The sequence below is a fragment of the Streptomyces sp. NPDC127068 genome (assembly GCF_042724695.1).
Taxonomy (GTDB): Bacteria; Actinomycetota; Actinomycetes; order Streptomycetales; family Streptomycetaceae; genus Streptomyces.
Map to the genome: position 1 here is coordinate 12312 of NZ_JBHXEN010000070.1, position 25217 is coordinate 37528.

At 70.9% G+C, this 25217-nt stretch carries 23 protein-coding genes and 1 riboswitch; of the genes, 14 read left to right on the forward strand and 9 right to left on the reverse strand.

Annotation, left to right across the window (positions count from 1 at the left end; all coding sequences use genetic code 11):
• Nucleotides 1-238: 238 nt before the first annotated feature.
• Nucleotides 239-1039, reverse strand: a complete 801-nt coding sequence (gene hisN, locus ACFWIA_RS31485; protein ID WP_387010661.1) for a histidinol-phosphatase — start codon at nt 1037-1039, stop codon at nt 239-241.
• Between the two features lie 199 nt (nt 1040-1238).
• Between hisN and ACFWIA_RS31490 the strand changes: the two genes are divergently transcribed.
• Nucleotides 1239-1865 carry a TetR/AcrR family transcriptional regulator gene (locus ACFWIA_RS31490; protein ID WP_387010662.1) on the forward strand — a complete coding sequence of 209 codons (627 nt, stop codon included), beginning with the start codon at nt 1239-1241 and terminating at the stop codon, nt 1863-1865.
• Here ACFWIA_RS31490 and ACFWIA_RS31495 read toward each other — a convergent pair.
• The 4 genes from ACFWIA_RS31495 to ACFWIA_RS31510 all read right to left on the reverse strand — a co-directional run bounded on the left by ACFWIA_RS31495 (nt 1841) and on the right by ACFWIA_RS31510 (nt 5650).
• Nucleotides 1841-2164 carry a DMT family transporter gene (locus ACFWIA_RS31495; protein ID WP_387010663.1) on the reverse strand — a complete coding sequence of 108 codons (324 nt, stop codon included), beginning with the start codon at nt 2162-2164 and terminating at the stop codon, nt 1841-1843. The two genes, ACFWIA_RS31490 and ACFWIA_RS31495, sit on opposite strands and share 25 nt — an antisense overlap.
• Before the next feature lie 159 nt (nt 2165-2323).
• Nucleotides 2324-3334, reverse strand: a complete 1011-nt coding sequence (gene rsgA, locus ACFWIA_RS31500) for a ribosome small subunit-dependent GTPase A (protein WP_387010664.1) — start codon at nt 3332-3334, stop codon at nt 2324-2326.
• A gap of 14 nt (nt 3335-3348) precedes the next feature.
• Nucleotides 3349-4701, reverse strand: coding sequence for a 3-phosphoshikimate 1-carboxyvinyltransferase (aroA, locus tag ACFWIA_RS31505; RefSeq protein ID WP_387010665.1), 1353 nt, complete (start codon nt 4699-4701; stop codon nt 3349-3351).
• Nucleotides 4702-4834: 133 nt separating this feature from the next.
• On the reverse strand, nt 4835-5650 hold the full coding sequence (locus ACFWIA_RS31510; protein WP_387010666.1) for an SOS response-associated peptidase: 816 nt from the start codon (nt 5648-5650) through the stop codon (nt 4835-4837).
• A 49-nt stretch (nt 5651-5699) separates the two neighbouring features.
• On the opposite strand from ACFWIA_RS31510, the gene ACFWIA_RS31515 reads away from it, so the two are divergent.
• The 8 genes from ACFWIA_RS31515 to ACFWIA_RS31550 all read left to right on the forward strand — a co-directional run bounded on the left by ACFWIA_RS31515 (nt 5700) and on the right by ACFWIA_RS31550 (nt 13598).
• Complete coding sequence (locus ACFWIA_RS31515; protein WP_387010667.1) at nt 5700-6422, forward strand: M50 family metallopeptidase; 723 nt, start codon at nt 5700-5702, stop codon at nt 6420-6422.
• Nucleotides 6423-6488: 66 nt separating this feature from the next.
• Nucleotides 6489-7142: an alpha/beta family hydrolase gene (locus tag ACFWIA_RS31520; RefSeq protein WP_387010668.1), complete on the forward strand. Its 654-nt coding sequence runs from the start codon at nt 6489-6491 to the stop codon at nt 7140-7142.
• A 376-nt stretch (nt 7143-7518) separates the two neighbouring features.
• Nucleotides 7519-8193 carry an RNA polymerase sigma factor SigR gene (gene sigR / locus ACFWIA_RS31525; protein ID WP_385494638.1) on the forward strand — a complete coding sequence of 225 codons (675 nt, stop codon included), beginning with the start codon at nt 7519-7521 and terminating at the stop codon, nt 8191-8193.
• Nucleotides 8190-8525, forward strand: a complete 336-nt coding sequence (rsrA, locus tag ACFWIA_RS31530) for a mycothiol system anti-sigma-R factor (RefSeq protein ID WP_387010669.1) — start codon at nt 8190-8192, stop codon at nt 8523-8525. Before sigR ends, rsrA begins: the two co-directional genes overlap by 4 nt.
• Before the next feature lie 331 nt (nt 8526-8856).
• Entirely contained in the window at nt 8857-9849 is a 993-nt protein-coding gene (locus tag ACFWIA_RS31535) for a tetratricopeptide repeat protein (RefSeq protein WP_385494530.1), read from the forward strand.
• A gap of 183 nt (nt 9850-10032) precedes the next feature.
• Nucleotides 10033-10683, forward strand: a complete 651-nt coding sequence (gene def / locus ACFWIA_RS31540) for a peptide deformylase (RefSeq protein WP_387010670.1) — start codon at nt 10033-10035, stop codon at nt 10681-10683.
• 444 nt (nt 10684-11127) lie between these two features.
• The gene (gene cyc1, locus ACFWIA_RS31545) at nt 11128-12222 is read left to right on the forward strand and encodes an epi-isozizaene synthase (RefSeq protein WP_387010671.1); all 1095 of its coding nucleotides are present in this window, start codon (nt 11128-11130) and stop codon (nt 12220-12222) included.
• Entirely contained in the window at nt 12219-13598 is a 1380-nt protein-coding gene (locus ACFWIA_RS31550; RefSeq protein ID WP_387010672.1) for a cytochrome P450, read from the forward strand. The genes cyc1 and ACFWIA_RS31550 overlap by 4 nt, the downstream gene beginning before the upstream one ends.
• 65 nt (nt 13599-13663) lie before the next feature.
• On the opposite strand, the gene ACFWIA_RS31555 is transcribed toward ACFWIA_RS31550, so the two are convergent.
• Nucleotides 13664-14638, reverse strand: a complete 975-nt coding sequence (locus ACFWIA_RS31555; protein ID WP_387010673.1) for a helix-turn-helix domain-containing protein — start codon at nt 14636-14638, stop codon at nt 13664-13666.
• Nucleotides 14639-14730: 92 nt separating this feature from the next.
• Here ACFWIA_RS31555 and ACFWIA_RS31560 point away from each other — a divergent pair, with 92 nt between their 5' ends.
• A complete protein-coding gene (locus tag ACFWIA_RS31560; RefSeq protein WP_387010674.1) occupies nt 14731-14922 on the forward strand; it encodes a hypothetical protein in 192 nt (63 codons plus the stop codon).
• A 13-nt stretch (nt 14923-14935) separates the two neighbouring features.
• On the opposite strand, the gene ACFWIA_RS31565 is transcribed toward ACFWIA_RS31560, so the two are convergent.
• From ACFWIA_RS31565 to ACFWIA_RS31575, 3 genes are all read right to left on the reverse strand, one after another.
• Nucleotides 14936-15973: a ribonucleotide-diphosphate reductase subunit beta gene (locus ACFWIA_RS31565; RefSeq protein ID WP_387010680.1), complete on the reverse strand. Its 1038-nt coding sequence runs from the start codon at nt 15971-15973 to the stop codon at nt 14936-14938.
• Nucleotides 15973-18435 (reverse strand): ribonucleoside-diphosphate reductase subunit alpha, encoded by a 2463-nt coding sequence (locus ACFWIA_RS31570; RefSeq protein WP_387010675.1) that lies wholly within the window; start codon nt 18433-18435, stop codon nt 15973-15975. Before ACFWIA_RS31570 ends, ACFWIA_RS31565 begins: the two co-directional genes overlap by 1 nt.
• Before the next feature lie 160 nt (nt 18436-18595).
• Nucleotides 18596-18673, reverse strand: a riboswitch (cobalamin riboswitch).
• A gap of 568 nt (nt 18674-19241) precedes the next feature.
• Nucleotides 19242-19997 (reverse strand): GntR family transcriptional regulator, encoded by a 756-nt coding sequence (locus tag ACFWIA_RS31575; RefSeq protein WP_387010681.1) that lies wholly within the window; start codon nt 19995-19997, stop codon nt 19242-19244.
• A gap of 307 nt (nt 19998-20304) precedes the next feature.
• On the opposite strand from ACFWIA_RS31575, the gene ACFWIA_RS31580 reads away from it, so the two are divergent.
• From ACFWIA_RS31580 to ACFWIA_RS31595, 4 genes are all read left to right on the forward strand, one after another.
• Nucleotides 20305-21573 (forward strand): extracellular solute-binding protein, encoded by a 1269-nt coding sequence (locus ACFWIA_RS31580; RefSeq protein ID WP_387010676.1) that lies wholly within the window; start codon nt 20305-20307, stop codon nt 21571-21573.
• Between the two features lie 164 nt (nt 21574-21737).
• Nucleotides 21738-22754 carry a carbohydrate ABC transporter permease gene (locus ACFWIA_RS31585; RefSeq protein WP_387010677.1) on the forward strand — a complete coding sequence of 339 codons (1017 nt, stop codon included), beginning with the start codon at nt 21738-21740 and terminating at the stop codon, nt 22752-22754.
• A complete protein-coding gene (locus ACFWIA_RS31590; RefSeq protein WP_385491835.1) occupies nt 22751-23581 on the forward strand; it encodes a carbohydrate ABC transporter permease in 831 nt (276 codons plus the stop codon). The genes ACFWIA_RS31585 and ACFWIA_RS31590 overlap by 4 nt, the downstream gene beginning before the upstream one ends.
• A 7-nt stretch (nt 23582-23588) precedes the next feature.
• Nucleotides 23589-25073, forward strand: a complete 1485-nt coding sequence (locus ACFWIA_RS31595) for a glycoside hydrolase family 3 protein (protein ID WP_387010678.1) — start codon at nt 23589-23591, stop codon at nt 25071-25073.
• Nucleotides 25074-25217: the final 144 nt, after the last annotated feature.

Below are 25217 nucleotides of genomic sequence, written 5' to 3' on the forward strand. Positions count from 1 at the left end.
CTCCTGCTTCTACGAAGCCCCCTTGCGAACGGATTCACAAGTTCACAAGTGGAGTGACCTTCAGGGTGGCAGTCGCCGCACCCGCCAACAAGGGGGTGAAGAGGGTGAAGAACGGCCGGAAAACCTCTACTCCGGGTGACGGTCCCGCGGGTGTGGTCACGTAGCGTGAAACCCTGCGGGAACCGGAGCGCTCGGTTCGGTGGCGCCGCCCGCCGGGCGACCCCGCAGTCCGCCGCCGTCAGTACCGCTGGTTCAGATACCCCAACAGCTCGTCGTGGAGCAGCCCGTTGGACGCCGCGCCGTTCCCGCTGTGCGGACCCGGACGGCCGTCCAGCCCGGTGAACGTGCCGCCCGCCTCCGACACGATCACCGCGTTCGCGGCCATGTCCCACAGCGACAACTCGGGCTCCGCGCACAGGTCCACCGAACCCTCGGCGACCATCATGTACGGCCAGAAGTCCCCGTACGCACGGGTCCGCCACACCGCCCGGCTGAGGTCGAGGAAGCCGTCGAGTCGCCCCTGCTCCTCCCAGCCGCTCAACGACGAGTAGGCGAACGAGGCGTCGGCGAGCCGGGAGACCTGGGAGACCCGCAGCCGGGAAGCCGAGGTCAGACTGCGTCCGCTGAACGCCCCGTGCCCCTTCGCCGCCCACCAACGGCGGCCCAGCGCCGGGGCCGACACCAGGCCCACCACCGGCTGGTAGCCGCCCTCGGCCGCCTCCGTCAGCGCGATCAGCGTCGCCCACACCGGGACCCCGCGGACGTAGTTCTTGGTGCCGTCGATCGGGTCGACGACCCAGCGCCGCGGGCCCGTGCCCTCGATGCCGTACTCCTCGCCGATCACCGCGTCCCGCGGGCGGGCCCGCTGCAACTGACCGCGGATCAGCTCCTCGGCCGCCTTGTCCGCCTCGCTCACCGGGGTCATGTCCGGCTTCGTCTCGACCTTCAGGTCGAGGGCCTTGAACCGCTCCATGGTGGCGGCGTCGGCGGCGTCGGCGAGCACATGGGCCAACCGCAGGTCATCGTGGTAGTCGGGCATGGCCGAACAGTATCCAGCGGGCCGGTCCGGGGGCCACCACCCGTCCGGCGACCGGGACGGGAGCGGAGCGGGGAACGAGCGGTCGCCGGCCTTGACAGTGCTCCGGGGGCCGTCAACGCTGACAGCGGGTCCGCGATCCCGGTGAAGCCCGTACCCCGGGGCCCGGACCGGCATCGACGTCGTCCGTGAGGAGCCGAGCATGACCGCGGCGCGCGCCTTGCTGCTCGACGCGGCCCGTGACGCCCTCGCCCGGGCCTCCTGGTCCGCCGTGCGCATGGCGGACGTCGCGGCCACCGCCCGGGTGTCGCGACAGACCCTGTACAACGAGTTCGGCAGCAAGGACGGGCTGGCCCGGGCCCTCGTCCACCGGGAGGTCGACGGCTACCTCGTGGGCGTCGACCGGGTGCTCACCGGCCCCGGCGACCCGTCCGCCCGCCTTCCGGCCCTGGCCGAGTGGCTGGTCACCACCGCCCGCGGCAATCCGCTGGTGCGCTCCGCGCTGACCGGACAGTGGGGCCCGCGCCTCCCCGCCCGGGCGCTCGCCGCCGCGCCCTCCGACCCCGCCGCCCCGCCCGCACCGCGCCCGGGCAACGGGCCGGTGCCGTCCCCCGGCGCCCTGCTGGCCCTCGTCCGCGACCGTGCCGTCACCGCCCTGGCGCCGCCCGCGGTGGACCCCGTCCACCGGGCCGCACTGACCCGGGCGACCGAGGTCGCCCTGCGCCTCGCCCTGTCCTGCGTGTACGCGCCGCCCACCGCACGGACGGCCGCGGACCTGGTGCGCGAGGCGCTCGGCGACCGGGCTCAGTGCGCGGAGCCCGACAGCTGAAGCCCGATCACCCCGGCCACCACCAGGGAGATCGACACGATCTTCAGGGTGGAGACCACGTCCCCGAGGAAGACCATCCCGTAGATCGCCGTCCCCGCCGCCCCGATCCCCGTCCACACCGCGTAGGCCGGGCCCACGTCCAACCGCTTCAGGGCCAGGGTCAGCAGCCCGAAGCTCCCGAGGGCGAAGGCGGCGAACGCGACCGTGGGCCAGAGCCGGGTGAACCCGTGGGACAACTTCAGACAGACCGCGAAGCCGGTTTCGAGCAGTCCGGCGACGATGACCAGCAGCCACGCCATGTGATGCCTCCCGGGGTCCCCACGTTCCGTGGCCGCTTCGTCCGGCTTGGGTCAGGCTCGGTGCGATTATGCCTTCACCTGCCCGGGGGGCCCGCAAACACGCGACGCCCCCACCGGGACGGACGCCACACGGCCGCGCCGCACGCCCGAACGTGTCGGTCAGTCGCCGTCGTGCCGCTCCCGGACCTCCAGCAGCCGCCGCAGGGAGTACAGCCGTGCCGGGTCCGCGTGGCCCTCGGCGACCCAGGCGTCCAGGGCGCAGTCCGGCTCGTCGTGGCTGCACGCGCGCGGACAGTTGACCGTGCCCGGCTCCAGGTCGGGGAACGCGAGGATCACCCGGGACGGGTCCACGTGGTTCAGCCCGAACGACCGCACGCCCGGGGTGTCGATCACCCAGCCCGCGGCCCCGGACAGCGGCAGCGCCAGGGCGGAGGTGGTGGTGTGGCGACCCCGGCCGGTGACCGCGTTGACGTGTCCCGTCACGCGGCGCCGCTCCTCGGGCACCAGGGCGTTGACGAGGGTGGTCTTGCCGACCCCCGAGTGGCCCACGAACGCGGTGACCTTGTCGTCCAGCAGCCCCCGCACCAGCTCCGCGGCGCCGCCGTCCGCCAACTCGTCCCGCGAGGTCACCACGTACGGCACCCCGAGCGTCTCGTAGGTCTCCAACAGCTTGTCCGGCGGGGCGAGGTCGGACTTGGTGAGGATCAGCAGCGGGTCGAGCCCCCCGTCGTACGCGGCCACCAGGCAGCGGTCGATCAGCCGGGGCCGGGGCTCCGGATCGGCGAGGGCGGTGACGATCGCGAGTTGGTCGGCGTTGGCGACGACGACCCGCTCGTACGGGTCGTCGTCGTCCGCCGTGCGCCGCAGCACCGAGGTGCGTTCCGCGATCCGCACGATCCGCGCGAGGGTGTCCTTCTGGCCGGACATGTCACCGACCAGGGACACCCGGTCGCCGACCACCGCCGCCTTGCGGCCCAGTTCGCGGGCCTTCATCGCCACCACGACCCGGCCGTCGACCAGACAGGTCAGCCGTCCCCGGTCGACGGTGAGGACCATGCCGTCCGCAGCGTCCTCGTGCTTGGGCCGGATGGTGCTGCGGGGACGGTTGCCCTTGCGGTTCGGGCGGAACCGGATGTCGTCCTCGTCGGTGTGCTTGCCGTAGCGGCGCATGATCGAACCGTCCGTCAGTTCCCGAGCATCCCGGTCCACAGATCGGGGAAGTCGGGCAGCGTCTTGGCCGTCGTGGCGACGTTCTCGATCAGCACCTCGGGCACCGCCAGACCGATGATCGCCCCGGCCGTGGCCATCCGGTGGTCGTCGTACGTGTGGAAGGTGCCGCCGCGCAGCGGCCGGGGGCGGATCACCAGACCGTCGGCGGTCTCCGTCACGTCGCCGCCCAGCCCGTTGATCTCCTCGGTGAGCGCGGCCAGCCGGTCCGTCTCGTGCAGCCGCAGGTGCGCCACTCCGCGCAGCGTCGACGGGGAGTCCGCCAGCGCCGCGACCGCCGCGACGCCCGGGGTCAGCTCGCCGACCTCGCTGAGGTCCACGTCGATGCCGTGGATCTTCCCGGAACCGGTGAACACCAGGCCCTCGGGCGTCAGCTCGCAGGAACCACCCATCTCGGTGAAGATCTCCCGCAGCCGGTCGCCGGGCTGCGTGGTGTGCTCCGGCCAGTCGGGAACGACGACCCGGCCGCCCGTGACCAGCGCGGCGGCGAGGAACGGCTGTGCGTTCGACAGGTCGGGCTCGACGGTCAGGTCCACCCCGCGCAGCGCGCCCGGGGTGACCCGCCAGACGTTGGGCTCGCCGCCCGACTCGGGGGCGTCGACCTGGGCCCCCGCCCGGCGCAGCATGTCCACCGTCATGCGGATGTGCGGCATCGACGGCAGCGGCCCGCCCACGTGCCGGACCTCGACGCCCTGGTTGAACCGCGGCCCCGACAGCAGAAGGGCGCTCACGAACTGTGAGGACGAGGACGCGTCGATCTCGACCCGGCCGCCCTCCAGGGCGCCGCTGCCGTGGACGGTGAGCGGCAGCGCCCCGCGTCCCTCGTCGTCGATCCGGGCCCCCAGCGCGCGCAGCCCGTTGATCACGCCGTGCAGCGGGCGCTCGTAGCAGCGGGGGTCCCCGTCGAAGCGGATCGGACCGTCCGCGAGGGTCGCGACCGGCGGGACGAAGCGCATCACGGTGCCCGCGTTGCCGACGTCCACGGTGGCCGGGCCGTGCAGGCCCGCCGGGATGACCCGCCACGCCTCGCCCCCGCCGCCCGCAACGGAACCGGAGGCCGCGGGCTGCGACGAATCGGAGGAGACCGTCTCCTCGATGCCGACGCCCATCGAACGCAGTGCCGACGCCATCAGCAGGGTGTCCCGGGAGCGCAGCGGCCGGCGCAGCCAGCCCGGCTCGGACGCGATGGCGGAGAGCACCAGGGCACGGTTGGTGACGGATTTCGAACCGGGCACCTGGACCGTCGCGGTGACGGCTCCGCTCGCGTGCGGGGCGGGCCAGAGGGCGGGATGCGCGGCAGTCTCGGTCATGCTCTTTACCTTAGTGGCTGGACGTCAGCACGATTCTCGGGCAAATGAGCTGAAACGTCCTGGTAACAGAGGTGGGGTACGGGCACCTGCCGCACCCGGCCCGCCAGCCCGCCCGCAAGAGCGGGGCCGCCCCCTAGAAGAGGGTCGCCTCCTCGGGCCCGTCGAGTTCCGTCAGCAGCTCGGGGCCGTTGTTGCGCACGTTGCTGACCGTCGTGGCCACCGGGTACGCCCGCACCAGGCCGGCGGGCGGCGGAGCCAGCAGGGCGCTCAGCTCGGCCGGGTCGGTGCGGGACGGATCCAGCCAGGCGTCCCAGCGGTCCGGGGTGAGCATCAGCGGCATCCGGGGATGGATCTCGGCGAGGGTGGTCGGCCCCTCGGCGGGCGCCCCGGCCAGCGGTGTCGTCTCCGCCTCCGTGGTGAGCACCGTGCACGTCGCCCACCAGGCGCGCGGATGGTCGTCGGGCAGGGTGCGGTCCCGCCAGAACTCGTACAGTCCGGCCATCGCGAACACCGATCCGTCGGCCGGGGTCACGAAGTACGGCTGCTTGCGGGGCCGCTTCTTGCGTCCCTCGACCTCCAGGTCCCGCTCACCGGCGCCCGTCACCCACTCGTAGTACCCGTCCGCGGGCAGGATGCAGCGCCGCGTCGTGAACGCCCGCCGGAACGACGGCTTCTCGTGCACCGTCTCGGAGCGTGCGTTGATCATGCGGGCGGCGCCCTCGGGCGTCTTCGCCCAGGACGGGACGAGTCCCCACTTCAGCTTGCGCAACTGGCGAACCGGACGCGGGTCAGCGGCGTCCTTCAAGGGGCGGTCCAACACGGCGTGGACCTCCTTGGTCGGCGCCACGTTCCAGTCCGGCTCCAGGGTCTCCTCGGGTTCCCACTTCTCGATCGCGAAGATCCCCGCGAGGTCCTCGGGCCTACGACTCGACGCATACCGTCCGCACATACGTGCCACACTGCCAGACCCCCGCCCGGTTGAGGGAGCCGCCCGGAAAATGAACACTCTCGCCATCGCCAGCGCCACGGACCTGTGGGACCGCGTCACCGGCACCCAACCGGACCCGGACACCTGGGTCGTCGCCGCCACGGCGCTCGCCGCGCTGCTGGTGGTCCTCCCGGCCCCGGCGTGGCGGCTCTCCCGCAACGCCGTCACCATCGCGCACGAGGGCGGCCACGGGCTGGTGGCCCTGCTCGCCGGACGCCGGCTCGACGGCATCCGGCTGCACTCGGACACCTCCGGACTGACCGTCAGCCGCGGCAAACCCACCGGCATCGGCATGATCCTCACCGCCGCCGCCGGGTACACCGCGCCCCCGCTGCTCGGCCTCGGCGGCGCCGCACTGCTGGGCGCCGGACACATCACCCTGCTGCTGTGGCTGGCCACCGCCCTGCTGCTGGCGCTGCTCGTCATGATCCGCAACGCGTACGGGGCGCTCACCGTCGTCCTGTCGGGCGGTGCGTTCCTGCTGGTCTCCTGGCTGGCCGGCCCCCAGGTGCAGGCCGCCTTCGCCTACACGGTCGTCTGGTTCCTGCTGCTGGGCGGCGTCCGCCCCGCCTTCGAACTCCAGGCCAAGCGCCGTCGGGGCGGGGCCGGCGACTCGGACGCCGACCAGCTGTCCCGGCTCACCAACGTGCCCGCCGCCCTGTGGCTGTTCTTCTTCCACGCGGTGTCCCTCTGCTCCCTGATAGGGGGCACCCGCTGGCTGCTCCCGCGGTGACGGCGCCCGCACCGGCCACCGCCCCGCCTCCCCGCCCCGTGCCGCCCCAGCCGCCAGGATGTCCCCGTGAGCACCGACCACCCTCCCGCCCCGACCGGCGAGACCGTCCCCACCAGCCAGGGGGAGGCCCGCATCACCTGGCACCCCGCCGAGCGCCCGGTGCGGGTGCTGGCCCTGGGGCACGGCGCCGGCGCGGGCACCGGCACCCGTGACCTGCTGGCCCTGGCACGGGAGCTGCCCCGGCACGGCACGACCGTCGCCCTGGTGGAGCAGCCCTGGCGGGTCGCCGGGAAGAAGCTGGCCCCCGCCCCGAAGAGCCTGGACACCGCCTGGCGCGACCTGTGGCCCGCGCTCGCCGCCCCCGGGCTGCCGGTGGTCGCGGGCGGGCGCAGCGCCGGGGCGCGGGTGGCCTGCCGCACGGCGCGCGAGCTGGCGGCGAGCGCGGTGCTGGCGCTGAGCTTCCCCCTGCACCCGCCGGGCCGACCGGAGCGCTCCCGGGCCGACGAACTGCTCGGCGCCGGGGTCCCGACCCTGGTCGTCCAGGGCGGCAACGACCCCTTCGGCCAGCCGGACGAGTTCCCCGACGGCCCGTACGAACTGGTCGAGGTGGAGCACGGCGACCACTCCTTCCACGTCGCCAAGCGGGCCCCGGTGACCGAGGACGAGGCGCTGCGCGTCCTGACCGACGCGGTCGTCGAGTGGATCACCCGGCAGCGCTGAACCGTCGCGTCCGGCGGGGAATGCCGGGCACCCGGGTGCTGTTGACGCGAACAGTGGGAACCCGAGCGCCCGTGGACGTTCACGGGACCGGGCCGCCGGACGGCCACGGTCGGAGCAGTCGGGAACGTCAGGGAAAGAGGGAGAGCGTCGCATGGGGTCGATCACGCACCCGAGCCGCAGCGGTACCGCCGGACTCCAGTGGTCGGTGCTGCCGTCGCCGAAGGCGGCGCCCGCCCGGGTACCGGCGACCTCCGAGCTGCCCCTGACCCCCCAGGCACCGCTGGCTCCGTACGGCCGGACCGCCCCTGAGGGCCCCGGTCGACTATTCTCCGAAGCGAACGGAGCCGGCCTCGGCTCCGGCACGGCGCTTGAGGAGGTGGGTCCGGTCACTGGGACCGACGCGGGGACCGAAAACGGCCAGGCGGAACGGCCCGAGCAGCCCGGGGAGAGCACGGCCGAGCGCAACGCCCGCTTCGAGCGGGACGCGCTCGGGTTCCTCGACCAGATGTACTCGGCGGCGCTGCGCATGACGCGCAACCCGGCCGATGCCGAGGACCTGGTGCAGGAGACCTACGCCAAGGCGTACGCGTCGTTCCACCAGTTCCGCGAGGGCACCAACCTCAAGGCGTGGCTGTACCGGATCCTCACCAACACCTTCATCAACTCGTACCGCAAGAAGCAGCGGGAGCCCCAGCGCAGTGCCGCCGAGGAGATCGAGGACTGGCAGCTCGCGCGCGCCGAGTCCCACATGTCCACCGGGCTGCGCTCCGCCGAGTCGCAGGCGCTCGACCACCTGCCGGACTCGGACGTGAAGCAGGCGCTCCAGGCGATCCCCGAGGAGTTCCGCATCGCGGTCTACCTGGCCGATGTCGAGGGCTTTGCGTACAAGGAGATCGCGGACATCATGGGTACCCCCATCGGGACGGTCATGTCCCGGTTGCACCGGGGCCGTCGCCAGCTGCGCGGCATGCTGGAGGACTACGCGCGTGACCGCGGTCTCGTCCCGGCCGGTGCCGGAGAGTCGAACGAAGCGAAAGGCTCGGGCTCATGAGCTGCGGAGAGCCGCACGAGACGGACTGCACCGAGGTACTCGATCACCTGTACGAGTACCTGGACCGGGAGATGCCCGAGGGTGACTGCACCAAGTTCGAGTCGCACTTCGAGGAGTGCTCGCCCTGCCTGGAGAAGTACGGGCTCGAACAGGCCGTGAAGAAGCTCGTCAAGCGGTGCTGCGGGCATGACGACGTCCCCACCGATCTGCGGGCCAAGGTCATGGGGCGGATCGAGCTGATCCGTTCCGGCGAGACCGTCACGGAGCCGTTGGGCGGGCCGGCGTCTGACCTCGCCGGTACGGACGTCCCCGCTTCCGCCGAAGGCGCCTGAGCGCTGTCCCCTGCGAGTGCCTCGTGGTTGCCCGCGCCCCTATGGGGCTCCAGCTCCGCTGGGGTGGGGCCCCGATAGGGGCGCGGGGAACTGCGCAATCGTGCAGCGCACCCGCACACAACAGCGCAGCCCGACCGGGACGCACCGAAGGGGCGCGGGGAACGGCGCGAGCAACCACAGCGCACCCGCACGGAACGGGGCCATACGTCGTCCGCCACGGGGTAACCCATGGGTAATGAGCGGTGCTCCGACCGGTCGTGGTTGGATGCGAAGGAAGACGCTGTGGGGGCGGGGCGGGAATCCGCGCCCCCCGTGAGGACGGCAGGCGGGAATGAGGATCTTCGGCAAGGGACGGCACCGGCCCTCCGCGTCCTGGCGGCAGGCCACCGACCGGGCGTTCACGCTCATCGGCGACGGCCGTTACGACGACGCGGGGGCCCTGCTGACCCGGGCCGCGGACCTCGAACCGTGGCTCTCGGAGTCCTGGTTCAACCTCGCCCTGCTGCACAAGTTCCGGCACGACTGGGAGCAGGCGCGGGCCGCCGGGCTACGGGCCGTCGCCCTGCTGGACCGGGAGACCGGGGCCCCCGACTGGTGGAACGTCGGCATCGCCGCGACCGCGCTCCAGGACTGGCCGCTCGCCCGCCGCGCCTGGCAGGCGTACGGACTGAAGGTGCCCGGCGGTCGGCCCGGTACGGGCGGCTACGCCGGCGAACCGGTCGGGATGGAGCTCGGTAGCGCCGCCGTGCGGCTCTCCCCGGAGGGCGAGGCCGAGGTGGTGTGGGGGCGGCGGCTGGACCCGGCGCGGATGGAGGTGCTGTCCATTCCGCTGCCCTCCTCGGGGCGCCGCTGGGGCGAGGTCGTCCTGCACGACGGGGTGCCGCACGGGGAGCGGACCACCGCCGCCGGGCACGCGTACCCCGTCTTCGACGAGATCGAACTGTGGGCGCCCTCGCCCGTGCCCACCTGGGTGGTCCTGCTGGAGGCGGACGGCGAGGAGGACCGGGACGCCCTGGAGCGGCTCGCGGCCGACGCCGGGTACGCCGCCGAGGACTGGTCCTCGTCGGTGCGGCTGCTGTGCCGCATGTGTTCCGAGAGCCGGATGCCCAGCGACGAGGGCGACGGCGAGCACCTCGACCCGCACGACCACAGCGAGCCCGGCCAGCCCGGGCCGCTGGGCCACCGCACCGACGGTCACCAGTGGGTGCCCGAGCGGGAGTGCGGGATCGCCGCGCCCGCCTCCCTGGTGCGGGGCCTGCTCGACGGCTGGGTCGCGGACAGCCCGGGCACCCGGGACTGGCGTGACCTCGAAGAGGTGTGCTGACCCGCTGACCCGATGGGTGACCCGCTCGCCGGGGGGACGACGATCGTCCATATCCCGTCCGGGCGCGGTGCCGGGCGCCGTAGGCTGTGTGGCGGCAGTCGCCCGGAGTCCGTGCGTCCCCGCCGGGGCTCCCGGAGGGACCGGTTCCGGGCGGGACACAGTGTAGGAAGGCGTACGTCGGACATGGCCCAGCAGGACACCGATCAGCAGCACGGCGGGGTGCTCCCCGTGGACGACGAGGGATTCGTCATCGACACGGAGGACTGCGAGGCCCGGGAGGCGGCGTACCGCGAGCGCGGTACCTCCCGTCCGATCACCGTGGTGGGCAATCCGGTGTTGCACACGGAGTGCAAGGATGTCACCGCCTTCGACGAGGAACTGACGCAGCTGGTGGACGACATGTTCGCCAGCCAGCGCACCGCCGAGGGCGTGGGACTCGCCGCCAACCAGATCGGTGTGGACCTGAAGGTCTTCGTCTACGACTGCATGGACGACTCGGGCACGCGGCACGTCGGTGTGGTGTGCAACCCGGTGCTGCGGGAACTGCCTGCGGACCAGCGGGTGCTCGACGCCTCCAACGAGGGCTGCCTGTCGGTGCCGACGGCCTATGCGGAACTGGCCCGCCCGGACTATGCCGTCGTCACGGGGCAGGACGAGAAGGGTCACCCCGTAGTAGTGCGCGGTAGTGGGTACTTCGCACGGTGCCTACAGCACGAGACGGACCACCTCTACGGTCAGCTCTATATCGACCGTCTGTCCAAGCGGGATCGCAAGGACGCTCTGCGCCAGATGGAAGAGGGCACTCCGCGGTATCCCGTGGTGGCCAACGGCTGACCCCCCGTGCGGTGCCTGCCCCGAGCGGCGGAGACGAGTCCCGGCACGCCGGGGCACACCGCACCCCGCTGCGGGGGCCGCTGGGGCCGCCCGCGGACCCCTGGCACCGGTGGTTCGGCGGTACGGCTGTGACCGCCGTGCCCGGTGGGGTCCCACTGGTCGCGCACCAACAGCGCACGAACGGCGCCCGGCCGAGACACGCTCTCGCCGGGCGCCGTTTCGTGCGCCCGCGTGCGCCCGTTGCGTTGCGCGGCGCATGCGATCCACATCCGGTCACGGATGGGGATGTTCTCGGCAGCTTGGGTGAGTATGCGGAGTAAATCTGTTCCCTACTCGGTCAGATGTAGTGCTGAATGGAAAGTGCGCGGGGATGCGCGACGGCGCGGTACGGGATGGGTAAGTGCGCCCTACCGTGTGGGTAAGGCCGACTGAGAGGGGACGCTCGTGCCTGCTTTCTCCCACAGCACCACAACGACGCAGATCGCAGTTCCACCGGCACTCGCGCTTCCGGTGATCGAGGAGCTGTTCCCACGGCAGGTGCACCCGTATTGGCCGGAACTCCAGGAGGCCACACGTGCCTGGCTTCTGGAAAAGCGACTCATGCCGGCCGACAAGGTCGCCAGGTATGCGGACGGGCTGTGCTACACGGATCTGATGGCCGGCTACTACATCGGCGCGCCCACGGATGTGCTCCAGGCAATTGCCGATTACAGTGCGTGGTTCTTCGTCTGGGACGATCGTCACGACCGCGACGTCGTGCACGGCCGGAGCGCGGCCTGGGGCCGGCTCCGCCAGCGACTCCACGACGCGCTCGATGCACCGTGGCACCACCTGCACCACGAGGACACACTGGTCGCTGCGTTCGCGGACAGCATGGTCCGGTTGTACTCGTTCCTGGGCGAGAGTTGGAACGCCCGGTTCTCCGGGCACTTCCACGAGGTGATCGAGGCGTATGACACCGAATTCCAGAACCGGACGACCGGTCAGGTTCCGACCGTCGACGAGTATCTGGAACTCCGCCGCCTCACCTTTGCCCACTGGATCTGGCTCGACCTTCTGGAGCCCGCCGCACGGTACGAAATTCCGCAGCACGTGCGGGAGCATTCCGCATATCGGCGGGCAGGACTCTCCTGTCAGAATTTCGCCGCCTGGTACAACGACCTCTGCTCCTTGCCCAAGGAAATAGCGGGCGATGAGTACCACAATCTCGGCATCAGTCTCATCCGACATGAAGGAATGACCTTGGAGGACGCTGTGGCAGAGGTGCGCCGCAGGGTGGGTGACTGCATTACGGAATTCATGGAGGCGGAACGGGAGGTGGGCGATCTGGTACGGGGATTGAGAGACGGAACCTGGCGTGGGGAACCCTTGGCCGCCGCGGTCGAGCTGAGTGTGTCGAACATGCGGAACTGGATCAGTTCCGTGTACTGGTTCCACCACGAGTCGGGGCGCTACCAGGTCGACAGCTGGGCCGACCGCTCCACACCGCCGTACGTCAGCGACCAGGGCGAGCCGCCCGCGCCGGGAGGAGAGCGATGACCGACGGCCCCGGCACCGTGACGGCGGACCCGGACGCGCCGGGCGCGCCCCCGCCCCCCTGGGCGGGGGGTGGCGCGCCCCTCCTCGGGCACGCGTGGAACCTCGTGCGCGACCCGCTCGGCTTCCTCGCCGGACTGCGCGGCAGCGGCGAACTGGTGCGGATCAGACTGGGCCCCCGGGCGGCGTACGCGGTGTGCGATCCGGCGCTCGTGGCCACGCTGCTCAAGAGCCCCGACTTCGTGGTCGGCGGTCCGCTGTGGGACACCATGGAACTGCTCATCGGCAAGGGCGTCGCCACCAGCAACGGTCAGGTCCACCGGCGTCAACGACGGATGATCCAACCCGCGTTCCGCGCGGAGCGGATCGCGGAGCACGCGGCCGTGATGGAGCAGGAGGCCCGTTCCATGGCCGGGCGGTGGCGGCCCGGAGCCGCCGTCGACCTCGGCGACGAGGTGTTCCGCACCGCGGTGCGGATCGTGGCCCGTTCCCTGTTGCACGTCGAGTCGATCGACGCGCGCGCGGAACGGCTCAGCAGTTCGCTGCACACCGTCTTCGGCGGGCTCTACCGGCGCATGGTGCTGTCGGCGGGGCCCTTCTACAAACTCCCGCTGCCGGCGCACCGCCGATTCGAAGACGCATTGGCCGATCTGCACCGTCTCGTCGACGAGATCATTGCGGAGCGCCGCAACTCGGCCACGGACCGTGAAGATCTCCTCTCTGCATTGCTCGCGGCAAAGGACGAAAACGGTGAAGCCCTGGGCGAGCAGGAGGTCCACGATCAGACGGTTTCCCTCCTTGTGGCGGGTGCGGAAAACGTTGCCTCGACACTCACGTGGACGTTCCAGTTGCTGGCCGAGCACCCCGCGGAGGAAAACCGGCTGCGGGCCGAGGTCCGGAACGTCACCGGTGGGCGTCCGGTTGTTTTCGGTGACCTGCCCCGGCTGACGCACACCCGGAATGTCATCACCGAGGCGATGCGCGTACGGCCCGCCGTATGGATATTGACGCGGCGGGCGGTGGCCGATTCCGTACTCGGTGGGTATCGCATTCCGGCCGGGGCGGACATCGTGTACAGCCCCTATGCGATGCAGCGCGACCCCCGGGCTTTCGTGCGGCACCTGGAGTTCGACCCGGACCGGTGGCTGCCCGAACGGGTCGCCGACGCGGGACGGCAGGCGATGATGCCGTTCGGCACCGGCAACCGCAAGTGCCCCGGGGACCACTTCAGCATGGCAGAGATGGCGATCATCCTGGCGACGGTCGCCCCGCGGTGGAGCTTCGCTCCGCTGCCGGAGACCGATACGGCGCCCCGCATCGGAATCACGCTCCAGCCGCGGCGGCTGAGACTGCGGGCGGTCGCCCTGCGGGACGTCTGAGCCGGTGGCCCGGGAGTGAGTGGCCGGTGGCCGGCCCCGACAGGGCCGGCCACCGGGGCCCGGGGTCAGCCCGTGGTCTCCAGGGGGACGGGGCCGCGGAAGGTGCGGCGGTAGGCGTGGGGGGTGGTGCCCAACACCCGGAGGAAGTGGTGACGCAGCGTGGCCGCGTTCCCGAAGCCGGCGCGGCCGGCGATCGAGTCGACCGTCTCGTCGGTCCCCTCCAGCAACTCCTGTGCCAGCAAGACCCGTTGTTGCAGCAGCCAGCGGTACGGGGTGGTGCCCGTCTCCTGGCGGAACCGCCGGGCGAACGTCCGCGCGGACATGTGGGCCCGGTCGGCCAACTCCTCGACGGTCACCGTCCGGTCCAGGTTGCGGCCCATCCACACCAGCACCTCGCCGACCGTGTCGCCCCGGGCGGTGGGCATCGGCCGCTTGACGTACTGGGCCTGTCCGCCGTCCCGGTGCGGCGGCACCACCATCCGACGGGCGATGGCGTTGGCGACCTCGGAGCCGTGCTCCTGCCGGACGATGTGCAGACAGGAGTCGATGCCGGCGGCGGAACCCGCCGAGGTGATCACCGGGTTCTCGTCCACGTACAGCACGTCCCGCTCCACCCGGGCGCGGGGGAAGCGGACGGCGAGTTCGTCGGCCTGCCGCCAGTGCGCCGCGCAGCGCCGGTCGTCGAGGAGCCCGGCCGCGCCGAGCACGAAGACGCCGGAACACACCGACAGCACCCGGGTGCCGCGCTCGGTGGCCCGCCGCAGCGCGTCGAGCAGCGGCTCGGGGAACTCCCTGCTGCCGTACTGTTCGCCGGCCGGGATCGCGATGAGGTCGGCCTCCTCCAGCCGTTCGAGGCCGTGTTCCACCCGGAGCGAGAAGCCCGCGTGGGTGGTCAGCACCGGACCCTCGCCGGAGACCACCGCGAAGTCGTAGACGGGCAGCCCCTGATCGCTGCGGTCGAGGCCGAACACCTCGCAGACCACGCCCAGTTCGAAGGGGTGCACCCCGTCGAGGAGCACCGCGGCCACATTGTTCAGCATGCGGTCAGTGTGCGCGCGGGGTGGCAGGAAGTCGAGGGCGCATGGCACTTCTGCCACTGACGCGCTGACGGCCGGAGCGGGACAGTGAAGGCATGGACACCCTGCTGAACTACCTGACCGTCGCGTTCGTCCTCGCCCTTCTCCTCGCCCCCTCCCTCCCCGGTTACCTGCACGAACGCCGTATCGACCGGGAGCTGCGGGCCGCCGAGAGAGGGGCCGGGGACGAGGAACGGCCCGGCCGCCCCGAAGGGGCACCGGGCCGTTCCCTGGACCTCGTGGCCTAGGACCGCCGGACGACTAGAAGTCGTCGTCGAAGCCGACCGAGCCCTCCACCGCCACCTGGTAGGCGGAGGGACGGCGCTCGAAGAAGTTGGTCAGCTCCTGGACGCCCTGGAGCTCCATGAACGCGAACGGGTTCTCGGAGCCGTACACCGGCGCGAAGCCGAGGCGCTGGAGGCGCTGGTCGGCCACGCACTCCAGGTACTGCCGCATCGACTCGGTGTTCATCCCGGGCAGGCCCTCGCCGCACAGGTCGCGGGCGAACTGGAGCTCGGCCTCCACGGCCTCCCGCAGCATGTCGGTGACCTGCTGCTGGAGCGCGTCGTCGAACAGCTCCGGCTCCTCCTTGCGGACCGTGTCGACCACCTCGAAGGCGAAGCTCATGTGCATCGTCTCGTCGCGGAACACCCAGTTGGTGCCGGTCGCGAGCCCGTGCAGCAGACCGCGTGAGCGGAGCCAGTACACGTAGGCGAACGCCCCGTAGAAGAACAGGCCCTCGATGCAGGCGGCGAAGCAGATCAGGTTCAGCAGGAACCGCCGGCGGTCCGACTGGCTCTCCAGCTGGTCCAGCTTCTCCACCGAGTCCATCCACTTGAAGCAGAACTCTGCCTTCTCGCGGATGGAGGGGATGTTCTCGACGGCGGCGAACGCGGCGGCCCGGTCGTCCGGGTCGGGCAGGTACGTGTCGAGCAGCGTCAGATAGAACTGGACGTGCACGGCCTCCTCGAAGAGCTGGCGCGACAGGTACAGCCGCGCCTCCGGGGAGTTGATGTGCTTGTACAGGGTGAGGACGAGGTTGTTGGCGACGATCGAGTCGCCGGTGGCGAAGAAGGCCACCAGCCGCCCGATCATGTGCTGCTCGCCCGGCGACAGCTTCGCGAGGTCGGCGACGTCCGAGTGGAGGTCCACCTCCTCGACGGTCCAGGTGTTCTTGATGGCGTCGCGGTAGCGCTCGTAGAAGTCCGGGTAGCGCATGGGCCGCAGCGTCAGCTCGAAGCCCGGGTCCAGCAGGTTCTGGGCACGGCCGCCTCGGGTGGCCTGGGTGGGGACGGTCATTACTGGCATGCCTCGCAGGACTCGGGGTTCTCCAGGGAGCAGGCGACGGCGTCCGCGTCGGGCGCGGCCTGCTGCACGGGGATCGGGGTGGGGGCGGGACGCTCGGCGGTGGACGAACCGGCCGCGCGGGCGATCCGGGTCGCCGGACGCGACCGCAGGTAGTAGGTGGTCTTCAGGCCCGACTTCCACGCGTACGCGTACATCGAGCTGAGCTTGCCGATGGTCGGCGTCTCCAGGAACAGGTTCAGCGACTGCGACTGGTCCAGGAACGGGGTGCGGTCGGCGGCCATGTCGATCAGGCCGCGCTGCGGGATCTCCCACGCGGTGCGGTACAGCGCCCGCACCTCCTCGGGGATCCACGGGAAGTCCTGCACCGACCCGCTGGACTCGCGCAGCGCCTCGCGGGTCCGGGCGTCCCACACGCCCAGTTCCTTGAGGTCCCGCACCAGGTACGAGTTGACCTGGAGGAACTCACCGCTGAGCGTTTCGCGCTTGAACAGGTTGGACACCTGGGGCTCGATGCACTCGTAGACCCCGGCGATGGACGCGATGGTCGCGGTCGGCGCGATGGCCAGCAGCAGCGAGTTGCGCATCCCGGTGACGGCGATCCGCTCGCGCAGCGCCGCCCACCGCTCGGCCCAGTGCAGTTCCACCCCGTAGTGGTCGGGGTGGAGCACGCCCCGGGCGGTGCGGGTCTTGTCCCACGCCGGGAACGGGCCGGACCGCTCGGCGAGGTCGGCGGACGCCTCGTACGCGATCAGCATGATGCGCTCGGCGATCCGGGTGGACAGCGCGCGGGCCTCGGCGGAGTCGAAGGGCAGCCGTAGCTGGAAGAACACGTCCTGGAGGCCCATGGCGCCCAGACCCACCGGACGCCAGCGGGAGTTGGAGCGGCCGGCCTGCTCGGTCGGGTAGAAGTTGATGTCCACGACGCGGTCGAGGAACGTCACCGCGGTGCGGACGGCGGCGTCCAGCCGGTCCCAGTCGATGGCGTCGGCGGGGTCCGCGCCGGGCGTGCGCACCCCGGTGACGAACGCGCCGAGGTTCACCGAACCCAGGTTGCACACGGCCGTCTCGCCGTCGTCCGTGACCTCCAGGATCTCCGTGCAGAGGTTGGAGGAGTGGACGGTGTGGCCGGGCTCCGCGGTCTGGTTGGCGGTGCGGTTGGCGGCGTCCTTGAACGTCATCCAGCCGTTGCCGGTCTGCGCCAGCGTCCGCATCATGCGCCCGTACAGGTCGCGCGCCGGGATGGTCTTGCGGGCGAGCCCGGCGGCCTCGGCCGCACGGTACGCGGTGTCGAACGCGTCGCCCCACAGGTCGACCAGCTCGGGCACGTCCGACGGGGAGAACAGCGACCAGACGCCGTCCTCGGCGACCCGGCGCATGAACTCGTCGGGCACCCAGTGCGCGAGGTTCAGGTTGTGGGTGCGCCGGGCGTCCTCACCGGTGTTGTCCCGCAGCTCCAGGAACTCCTCGATGTCGGAGTGCCAGGTCTCCAGGTAGACGGCCGCCGCGCCCTTGCGGCGCCCGCCCTGGTTGACGGCGGCCACGGAGGCGTCGAGCGTCTTCAGGAAGGGGACGATGCCGTTGGAGTGGCCGTTGGTGCCGCGGATCAGGGAGCCGCGGGAACGGATGCGGGAGTACGAAAGACCGATGCCGCCCGCGTGCTTCGACAACCGCGCGACCTGGTGGTACCGGTCGTAGATGGAGTCCAGCTCGTCCTTGGGGGAGTCCAGCAGGTAGCAGGACGACATCTGCGGGTGCCGGGTGCCGGAGTTGAACAGGGTCGGCGAGGAGGGCAGGTAGTCGAGCCGGCTCATCAGGCCGTACAGCGAGGCGACCTCGTCCACCGCGCGGTTGCTGTCGTCCTCGGCGAGACCGGAGGCGACGCGCAGCAGGAAGTGCTGCGGGGTCTCCACGACCTTGCGGGTGAGCGGGTGGCGCAACAGGTAGCGGCTGTGCAGGGTGCGCAGGCCGAAGTACCCGAACCGGTCGTCGGCGGTGCGGTCGATCAGCGCGTCCAGGCGCTCGGCGTGCCGGGTGACGAAGGCGGCGGTGCGGTCGGCGATCAGCCCTTCGCGGTGCCCGGTGGCGACCGACTCGGAGAAGGTGCGCACGCCCTGCGAGGCAGCTTCGGCGGTGATCGTGACCGTGAGGAGACGGGCGGCGAGGCGGGAGTACGCCGGGTCCTCGGAGATGAGGCCGGCCGCGGCCTCGGTGGCGAGTTCGCGCAGCTCGGCCTCGTCGGCGTGGGCGGACCGGCCGCGCAGCGCCGCCGCGGCGACCCGGCCGGGGTCGGCGTCGGTGAGGTCGGCGGTGAGGTCGGTCAGGGTCCGCAGCAACGCGGCCCCGGGGCCGTCGGTCCGCTCGGATCCCGGGCCCCGGGCCTCGGCCGGTTCGGCCGGCTCGGTCGCAGGAGCCTGATCGACGACTGACGCCGGATCGGCTGGCGCGATGGTCACGTGAAGCTCTCCCTCGCTGGGCACGGGCCTGGCGGGGAGGTGGGCAGCGGGCACGCGGGCGTGCCGCCCGAAGGCGGTACGCCGCGTCCACCAACCCAGTCCACGAGGCCCGGACGTCTCATCTCCACCCGGACCGGTCGGAACGGGTGCGCCACCATCAGGTCATCGGACTCGTGGGTGTGCGAAAGCACACCGATCACACCGTTGCGGGACAGTTCCGGATTCGCACCGGATTCCCCTGTGGTGGCGGCGAGCATGAGCATACATCTTGTGTTGGCCCTCGATACGGAGCCCACATGTTGTGTCTGTGTGGCGCGCGGCACCTTGGCGGTGCGGGGCGCCGGGCGCTCCGCGGCGACCGTGAACGCACCCCGGGCCGACCGCAGTCGAGGGGTGTTCGCGGGGTGTGACGGGGGCTGGGAGGGGCGTCCGGACGGTGCCCGGCGCCGGGTGTGCGGGCGTCTCGCGGCGCCCCGCCGAGGGGCCTTCGGCGGCCTTCGGCGGCGGGCGGTGCGAGCCGCCGGCGGTGGGGTCGCCGTCACGGTGGGTGACGTCCGGCGGGCCCTGCGGCCCGGTCTGGCGGTGGCGACAAAGGTCCAGACAACTCGGGGTGGTTCGGCTCCGCAGGGGAGGTCGGTGGCCGGTCTACGCCATTCGCCGGGTGCCCGTCCAGGTGGCGGGTTCGGGGCCCCTGGGGCAGCAGGGGGACGGGTGTCGCCCCCGGCCGGGGTGCGGCGTCCGTCCGCCGTGCGGGGGTCGTTCGGGGTCCCCGGCGGGCCCGGGCGTGCGGCCCGCCGGGGGGCGGATCAGTCCTGCGGGCGCTTGAGTCGGGCCACGAACTTGTAGCGGTCGCCCCGGTACACCGAGCGCACCCACTCCACCGGGTGGCCCTCGCCGTCCAGGGAGTGGCGGGACAGCATCAGCATCGGCAGGCCCACGTCGGTGCTGAGCAACCCGGCCTCGCGCGGGGTGGCGAGGGAGGTCTCGATGGTCTCCTCGGCCTCCGCGAGGCGCACCCCGTAGACCTCGGCGAGCGCGGTGTAGAGGGAGGTGTACTTCACCAGGGACCGGCGCAGCGCGGGGAAGCGCTTGGCCGACAGGTGGGTGGTCTCGATCGCCATGGGTTCGCCGCTCGCCAGGCGCAGCCGCTCGATCCGCAGCACCCGGCCGCCGGTGGTGATGTCCAGCAGGCCCGCGAGCGTGTCATCGGCGGTGATGTACCCGATGTCGAGCAGCTGGGAGGTTGGCTCCAGGCCCTGGGCCCGCATGTCCTCGGTGTACGAGGTGAGCTGGAGGGCCTGGGAGACCTTGGGCTTGGCGACGAACGTGCCCTTGCCCTGGATGCGTTCCAGGCGCCCCTCGACCACCAGTTCCTGGAGCGCCTGGCGTACCGTGGTCCGTGAGGTGTCGAACTCTGCCGCGAGTGTCCGTTCCGGTGGGACCGGGCTTCCCGGTGTCAGCGTTTCTGTCATGTCGAGCAGATGCTTCTTCAACCGGTAGTACTTTGGCACGCGTGCGGTACGACCTGGGGTCGCCGTCTCCGTCGTCGCGGACGTACCCATCCGGGTAACCTCGCTGGCCATCGTCCGCCTTTCCGGCTCTCGTGCTGCTGCCGCCACCGGCTCCTCCGTCTGTAGCGGCTCACATCGTGGCACGGCGTGCCCGGAGTGAGCCGAGCCCCCTCAGGTGTCGGTCCGATAACGGACGTGACAGCCCTTCTTATACACCCTTGACACCCCTAAAGGTCTAGGCCAAGCTCCCGGTACTGGTCTACACCATTAAAGGCCAGGTCCCAGTCCCACGAACTTCAGTTTCTCGCTGTAGTCATTCGCTGTGGGTGTGGGGGGTATGCATCCTGAGGAGGGTGACGTGAAGCGCAAGCTCATTGCGGCGATCGGTGTCGCGGGCATGGTGTTCTCGGTCGCGGCGTGCGGCAGCGACGACAAGAAGGACGAGGGGGGCTCCACCAAGGGGAAGACCCTGGTCGTCTGGTCCATGGACGGCTCGACGCCGGACCCGTGGAAGAAGGCCGTGGGGGACGCCTTCGAGAAGAAGACCGGCTCGAAGATCAAGTGGGAATCCCAGGTCTGGAACGGCATCCAGCAGAAGATCACCACCGCGCTCTCCGAGTCCACTCCTCCGGACGTCATCGAGATCGGCAACACCCAGACCCCGGCGTACGCGTCGACCGAGGGCCTTGCCGAGCTGGGCGACCTCAAGAGCGAGATCGGCGGCGAGTGGACCGAGGCCCTCAACAAGTCCTCGATCTACAACGACAAGCAGTACGCGGTGCCGTGGTACTTCGCCAACCGCGTCGTCCTCTACAACAAGAAGATCTGGGCCGAGGCCGGTCTGAAGGACACGCCGAAGACGCGTGACGAATTCTTCAAGGCGCTCGACACCATCAAGGAGAAGACCAAGGCCGAGCCGCTGTACATGGCGGGTCAGAACTGGTACTTCCTCGACGGCCTGATCATCGGCAAGGGCGCCGACCTGGTGAAGAAGGAAGGCGACAAGTACGTCTCCAACCTGTCCGACCCGAAGGTCGGCGAGGCGATGGAGCTGTACAAGAAGTACGCCTCCTACTCCAAGGCCCCCAAGGACAAGGACGAGGCCACCCCGCAGCAGGCCGACGTCTTCGCCGCCGGCAAGACGGCCGCCTTCATCGGCAACGCCTCCGAGGCGACCATCGCCGTCAAGGCCAACCCGAAGATCGAGCAGGACATCGGCTACTTCACCATCCCGGGTGAGACCGCCGAGAAGCCCGAGAGCGTCTTCCTGGGCGGCTCCAACCTCGCCGTGCCGCTGCGCAGCAAGAACCAGGACCTCGCCAAGGAGTTCCTGAAGATCGCGCTGGCCGACGAGCACCAGATCTCCTTCTCCAAGCAGATGGGCTTCACGCCGAACAAGGCGTCGCTCCTGCCCAAGGTCAAGGGCAGCAACGCCGGCCTCGACGCCGCCGCCCCGGCCGCCGCGTTCGGTGGCACCACCCCGTTGATCCCCGAGTGGGCCGCGGTCGAGAACGTCCCGAACCCGATCAAGGACTACATGACGGCCGTCCTCAACGGTAAGTCGCACGCCGACGCCGCGAAGGACGCCGACAAGGAGATCAACGAGCGTCTCGCCAAGAAGAACTGACTCACCCCCCGCGCCCCGGGTGCGGCGGGTCCGGAGCCAGAAGGACACCCCTGAGGTGACCTGAGGAAAGACCGGCCCGCCGCCCCCGGGCGCACCGGTGTGCGCCCCCGAGGGCGGGGTGAGCACCCGCATCGAAACGTACAGCCACGGAAGAGACGGCGACGATGTCAGTGCAGACGGAACAAGCGGACGCGGGCGGGGTGTCCGGCGTCCAGAAGGGCGAGGCTCCACCGCCTCGCGGCGCGGGGAGCGCCACCAAGAACGGCGGAGGCGGCCAGAGACGGCCAGGCGGACGCGGTTCGTTCACCCCTTACCTGCTGCTGCTGCCGGCGACGGTCGTCACCATCGTGCTGCTCGGCTGGCCGTTGGTGAAGAACGGCATGCTGTCGTTCCAGAACCTCAACCCCAAGCAGCTGATCCTCCACCTCACCGAGTGGAACGGGATCGAGAACTACAAGGAGACGCTGACCAACGAGGAGTTCTGGCGGGTCGTCGTCCGCTCGTTCGTCTTCACCGCGGTCAACGTCGTCCTGATCATGGTGCTCGGCACCCTGATCGGTCTGCTGCTCGCCCGCCTCGGCAAGCGGATGCGGATCACCCTGCTGCTCGGCCTGGTGCTCGCCTGGGCGATGCCGATCATCGCGGCCACCACGGTCTTCCAGTGGCTGTTCGCCCAGCGCTTCGGCGTGGTCAACTACGTCTTCGTCCAGCTCGGCTTCGAAGACATGGCCGACCACAACTGGCTCGGCACCCAGTTCTCCACCTTCGCCGTGGTGACCCTGCTGATCGTCTGGCAGTCGATCCCCTTCGTGGCGATCAACCTCTACGCGGCCACCACCACCATCCCGCGGGAGCTGTACGAGGCCGCGGCGCTGGACGGTGCCGACTCCTTGAAGATCTTCCGGACGGTGACCTTCCCGTTCCTGAAGCCCTTCCTGTGGGCCACGCTCTTCCTCGAAGTCATCTGGGTGTTCAAGTCCTTCGCCCAGGTCTTCGCCATCAACCAGGGCAAGCCGGACCGGCTCACCGAGACGCTGCCCGTCTACGCCTACATCGAGGGCTTCGGCAACCAGCACTTCGGCATGGGTGCGGCGATCTCGATCCTCACCATCCTGGTCCTGCTCGGCATGACCAGCTACTACCTGCGCACGGTGATCAAGCAAGAGGAGGACGAGCTGTGAAGCGCTCCTTCCTGGCCAGGTTCTGGCCCAACGCAACGTCGATCGTCCTCTTCGTCGTCTTCGCGTTCCCCGTCTACTGGATGTTCGCCACGGCGTTCAAGAAGTCCAGTGACATCGTCACGGACACGCCGGTCTGGTTCCCGACCAGCCCGACGTTCGAGCACTTCAAGACCGCGTCGGACGCCGAAGGGTTCTGGACCCTGGTCCGCAACTCGCTCACGGTGACGACCCTCGCGGTCGTGCTCTCCCTCCTCATCGCGCTCTTCGCCTCCTTCGCGCTCGCCCGGATGCGGTTCAAGGGCCGGCGCGGCTTCATCCTCGCGGTCATGATCGCGCAGATGGCGCCCTGGGAGGTCATGGTCATCGCGGTCTACATGATCGTGCGCGACGCGGAGATGCTGAACAGCCTCGTCCCGCTGACCATCTTCTACATGGTCATGGTGCTGCCCTTCACCATCCTGACGCTGCGCGGCTACGTCGCCGCCGTGCCGAAGGAGCTGGAGGAGTCCGCCATGGTCGACGGCTGCACCCGGCCGCAGGCGTTCGTGAAGGTCATCTTCCCGCTGTTGGCGCCGGGTCTGATGGCCACCTCGCTGTTCGGATTCATCACGGCCTGGAACGAGTTCGCGATGGTCCTGATCCTCAACAAGGACCTCGAATCACAGACGCTCCCGATCTGGCTCTCCAGCTTCCGGACCGTCTTCGGGGACGACTGGGGCGCCACCATGGCGGCCTCCAGCATCTTCGCCATCCCGGTTCTCGTCCTCTTCGTCTACCTCCAGCGCAAGGCCGTCAGCGGCCTCACCGAAGGCGCAGTGAAGGGATAGCCATCCGATGACGACACTCGCCACCACCGACACCCTCACCAAGGACGCACTCACCGTCCTCCAGCCCGGCTTCGACGGCACCAGTGCACCCGACTGGCTGCTGCGCAGGCTCGGCGAAGGGCTCGCCTCCGTAGGACTGTTCGGCCGGAACATCCACACGCCCGAACAACTCGCCGCGCTGACCGCACAGTTGCGCGCCGAGCGGGGCGACGTGCTGGTCGCCATCGACGAGGAGGGCGGCGACGTCACCCGCCTCGAAGTGCGCGACGGTTCGTCCTTCCCGGGCAACCACGCACTCGGCGCGGTCGACGACGTCGACCTCACCCGCGCGGTCGCCCACGAACTGGGCCGCCGCCTCGCCGAGTGCGGGGTCAACCTCAACTGGGCGCCGTCCGCGGACGTCAACGCCAACCCCGACAACCCGGTCATCGGCGTCCGTTCCTTCGGCGCCGGCACCGACCTGGTGGCGCGGCACACCGCCGCGTACGTCGAGGGGCTCCAGTCCGCCGGGGTCGCCGCGTGCACCAAGCACTTCCCCGGCCACGGTGACACCGCGGTCGACTCGCACCACGCGCTGCCCCGCATCGACGTGGACCTGGAGACCCTGCGCGCCCGGGACCTCGCACCGTTCCTGGCGGCCATCGCGGCCGGTTCCCGGTCGGTGATGAGCGCCCACATCCTGGTCCCCGCGCTGGACGCCGAGCGCCCCGCCACGCTGTCCCGCCGCATCCTGACGGGCCTGCTGCGCGAGGAACTCGGTTACGACGGCCTGATCGTCACCGACGGCATGGAGATGCAGGCCATCGCCGGCACGTACGGCATCGAGCGCGGCAGCGTGCTCGCCATCGCGGCGGGCGCGGACGCGATCTGCGTCGGCGGCGGACTGAACGACGAGGACACCGTCCTGCGCCTGCGGGACGCACTCGTCTCCGCCGTGCGCACCGGTGACCTCGCCGAAGAGCGGCTCGCCGACGCGGCGGCCCGGGTCCGGGCGCTGGCCGCCTGGACGCGCACCACCGAGGTGCAGGGCGCGGGTGTCAAGGCCGACGTCGGTCTGGTCGCCGCGCGCCGCGCGCTCCAGGTGACCCGCGGGGACGGCTACTCCGGACCCGTGACGGGCACGCCGTTCGTGGCCACCTTCACCCCGGAGGCCAACATCGCCGTCGGGGACGAGACCCCGTGGGGCGTCGCCGCCGAACTCCGGGCGCTGCTGCCCGGCACCGAGGGCGAGGGCTTCACCGGTGACGCGTCCGGCGAGGCGGCGCTGAAGGCGGCCGGGGACCGGCGGATCGTCGCCGTGGTCCGGGACGCCCACCGCCACCCGTGGATGCGGGACGCCGTCGCGACCCTGGTCGCCGCCCGACCGGACACGGTCGTGGTGGAGATGGGCGTGCCGCAGTCGACGCCCGTCGGCTCGCTGTACGTCGCCACGCACGGTGCCGCCCGGGTCTGTGGAACGGCCGCCGCCGAGGCGCTGACCACCACCCACTGAGCCAGACCCCCGTACCGAGTTGGGGCTCGGTACGGGGGCCTGTTTCGCCGCACGGCACCCACCGCACGCACGAAGGCGCCGGGCGCCCCCGCTGAAGGGGGCGGCCGGGGCGTTCGTCGGGGCGGGGGCGGGCCGGTCGGATGC

What these genes read in the sequence shown, in the direction of transcription:
- ACFWIA_RS31560 (WP_387010674.1), top strand. Translation starts at nt 14,731, where the DNA reads ATGGACACCCTGCTGAACTACCTGACCGTCGCGTTCGTCCTCGCCCTT.
- ACFWIA_RS31575 (WP_387010681.1), bottom strand. Translation starts at nt 19,997, where the DNA reads ATGGGTACGTCCGCGACGACGGAGACGGCGACCCCAGGTCGTACCGCA.
- ACFWIA_RS31595 (WP_387010678.1), top strand. Translation starts at nt 23,589, where the DNA reads ATGACGACACTCGCCACCACCGACACCCTCACCAAGGACGCACTCACC.
- ACFWIA_RS31515 (WP_387010667.1), top strand. Translation starts at nt 5,700, where the DNA reads ATGAACACTCTCGCCATCGCCAGCGCCACGGACCTGTGGGACCGCGTC.
- aroA (WP_387010665.1), bottom strand. Translation starts at nt 4,701, where the DNA reads ATGACCGAGACTGCCGCGCATCCCGCCCTCTGGCCCGCCCCGCACGCG.
- def (WP_387010670.1), top strand. Translation starts at nt 10,033, where the DNA reads ATGGCCCAGCAGGACACCGATCAGCAGCACGGCGGGGTGCTCCCCGTG.
- ACFWIA_RS31490 (WP_387010662.1), top strand. Translation starts at nt 1,239, where the DNA reads ATGACCGCGGCGCGCGCCTTGCTGCTCGACGCGGCCCGTGACGCCCTC.
- ACFWIA_RS31535 (WP_385494530.1), top strand. Translation starts at nt 8,857, where the DNA reads ATGAGGATCTTCGGCAAGGGACGGCACCGGCCCTCCGCGTCCTGGCGG.
- ACFWIA_RS31565 (WP_387010680.1), bottom strand. Translation starts at nt 15,973, where the DNA reads ATGACCGTCCCCACCCAGGCCACCCGAGGCGGCCGTGCCCAGAACCTG.
- ACFWIA_RS31585 (WP_387010677.1), top strand. Translation starts at nt 21,738, where the DNA reads ATGTCAGTGCAGACGGAACAAGCGGACGCGGGCGGGGTGTCCGGCGTC.
- ACFWIA_RS31510 (WP_387010666.1), bottom strand. Translation starts at nt 5,650, where the DNA reads ATGTGCGGACGGTATGCGTCGAGTCGTAGGCCCGAGGACCTCGCGGGG.
- ACFWIA_RS31555 (WP_387010673.1), bottom strand. Translation starts at nt 14,638, where the DNA reads ATGCTGAACAATGTGGCCGCGGTGCTCCTCGACGGGGTGCACCCCTTC.
- rsgA (WP_387010664.1), bottom strand. Translation starts at nt 3,334, where the DNA reads ATGCGCCGCTACGGCAAGCACACCGACGAGGACGACATCCGGTTCCGC.
- ACFWIA_RS31495 (WP_387010663.1), bottom strand. Translation starts at nt 2,164, where the DNA reads ATGGCGTGGCTGCTGGTCATCGTCGCCGGACTGCTCGAAACCGGCTTC.
- ACFWIA_RS31550 (WP_387010672.1), top strand. Translation starts at nt 12,219, where the DNA reads ATGACCGACGGCCCCGGCACCGTGACGGCGGACCCGGACGCGCCGGGC.
- rsrA (WP_387010669.1), top strand. Translation starts at nt 8,190, where the DNA reads ATGAGCTGCGGAGAGCCGCACGAGACGGACTGCACCGAGGTACTCGAT.
- hisN (WP_387010661.1), bottom strand. Translation starts at nt 1,039, where the DNA reads ATGCCCGACTACCACGATGACCTGCGGTTGGCCCATGTGCTCGCCGAC.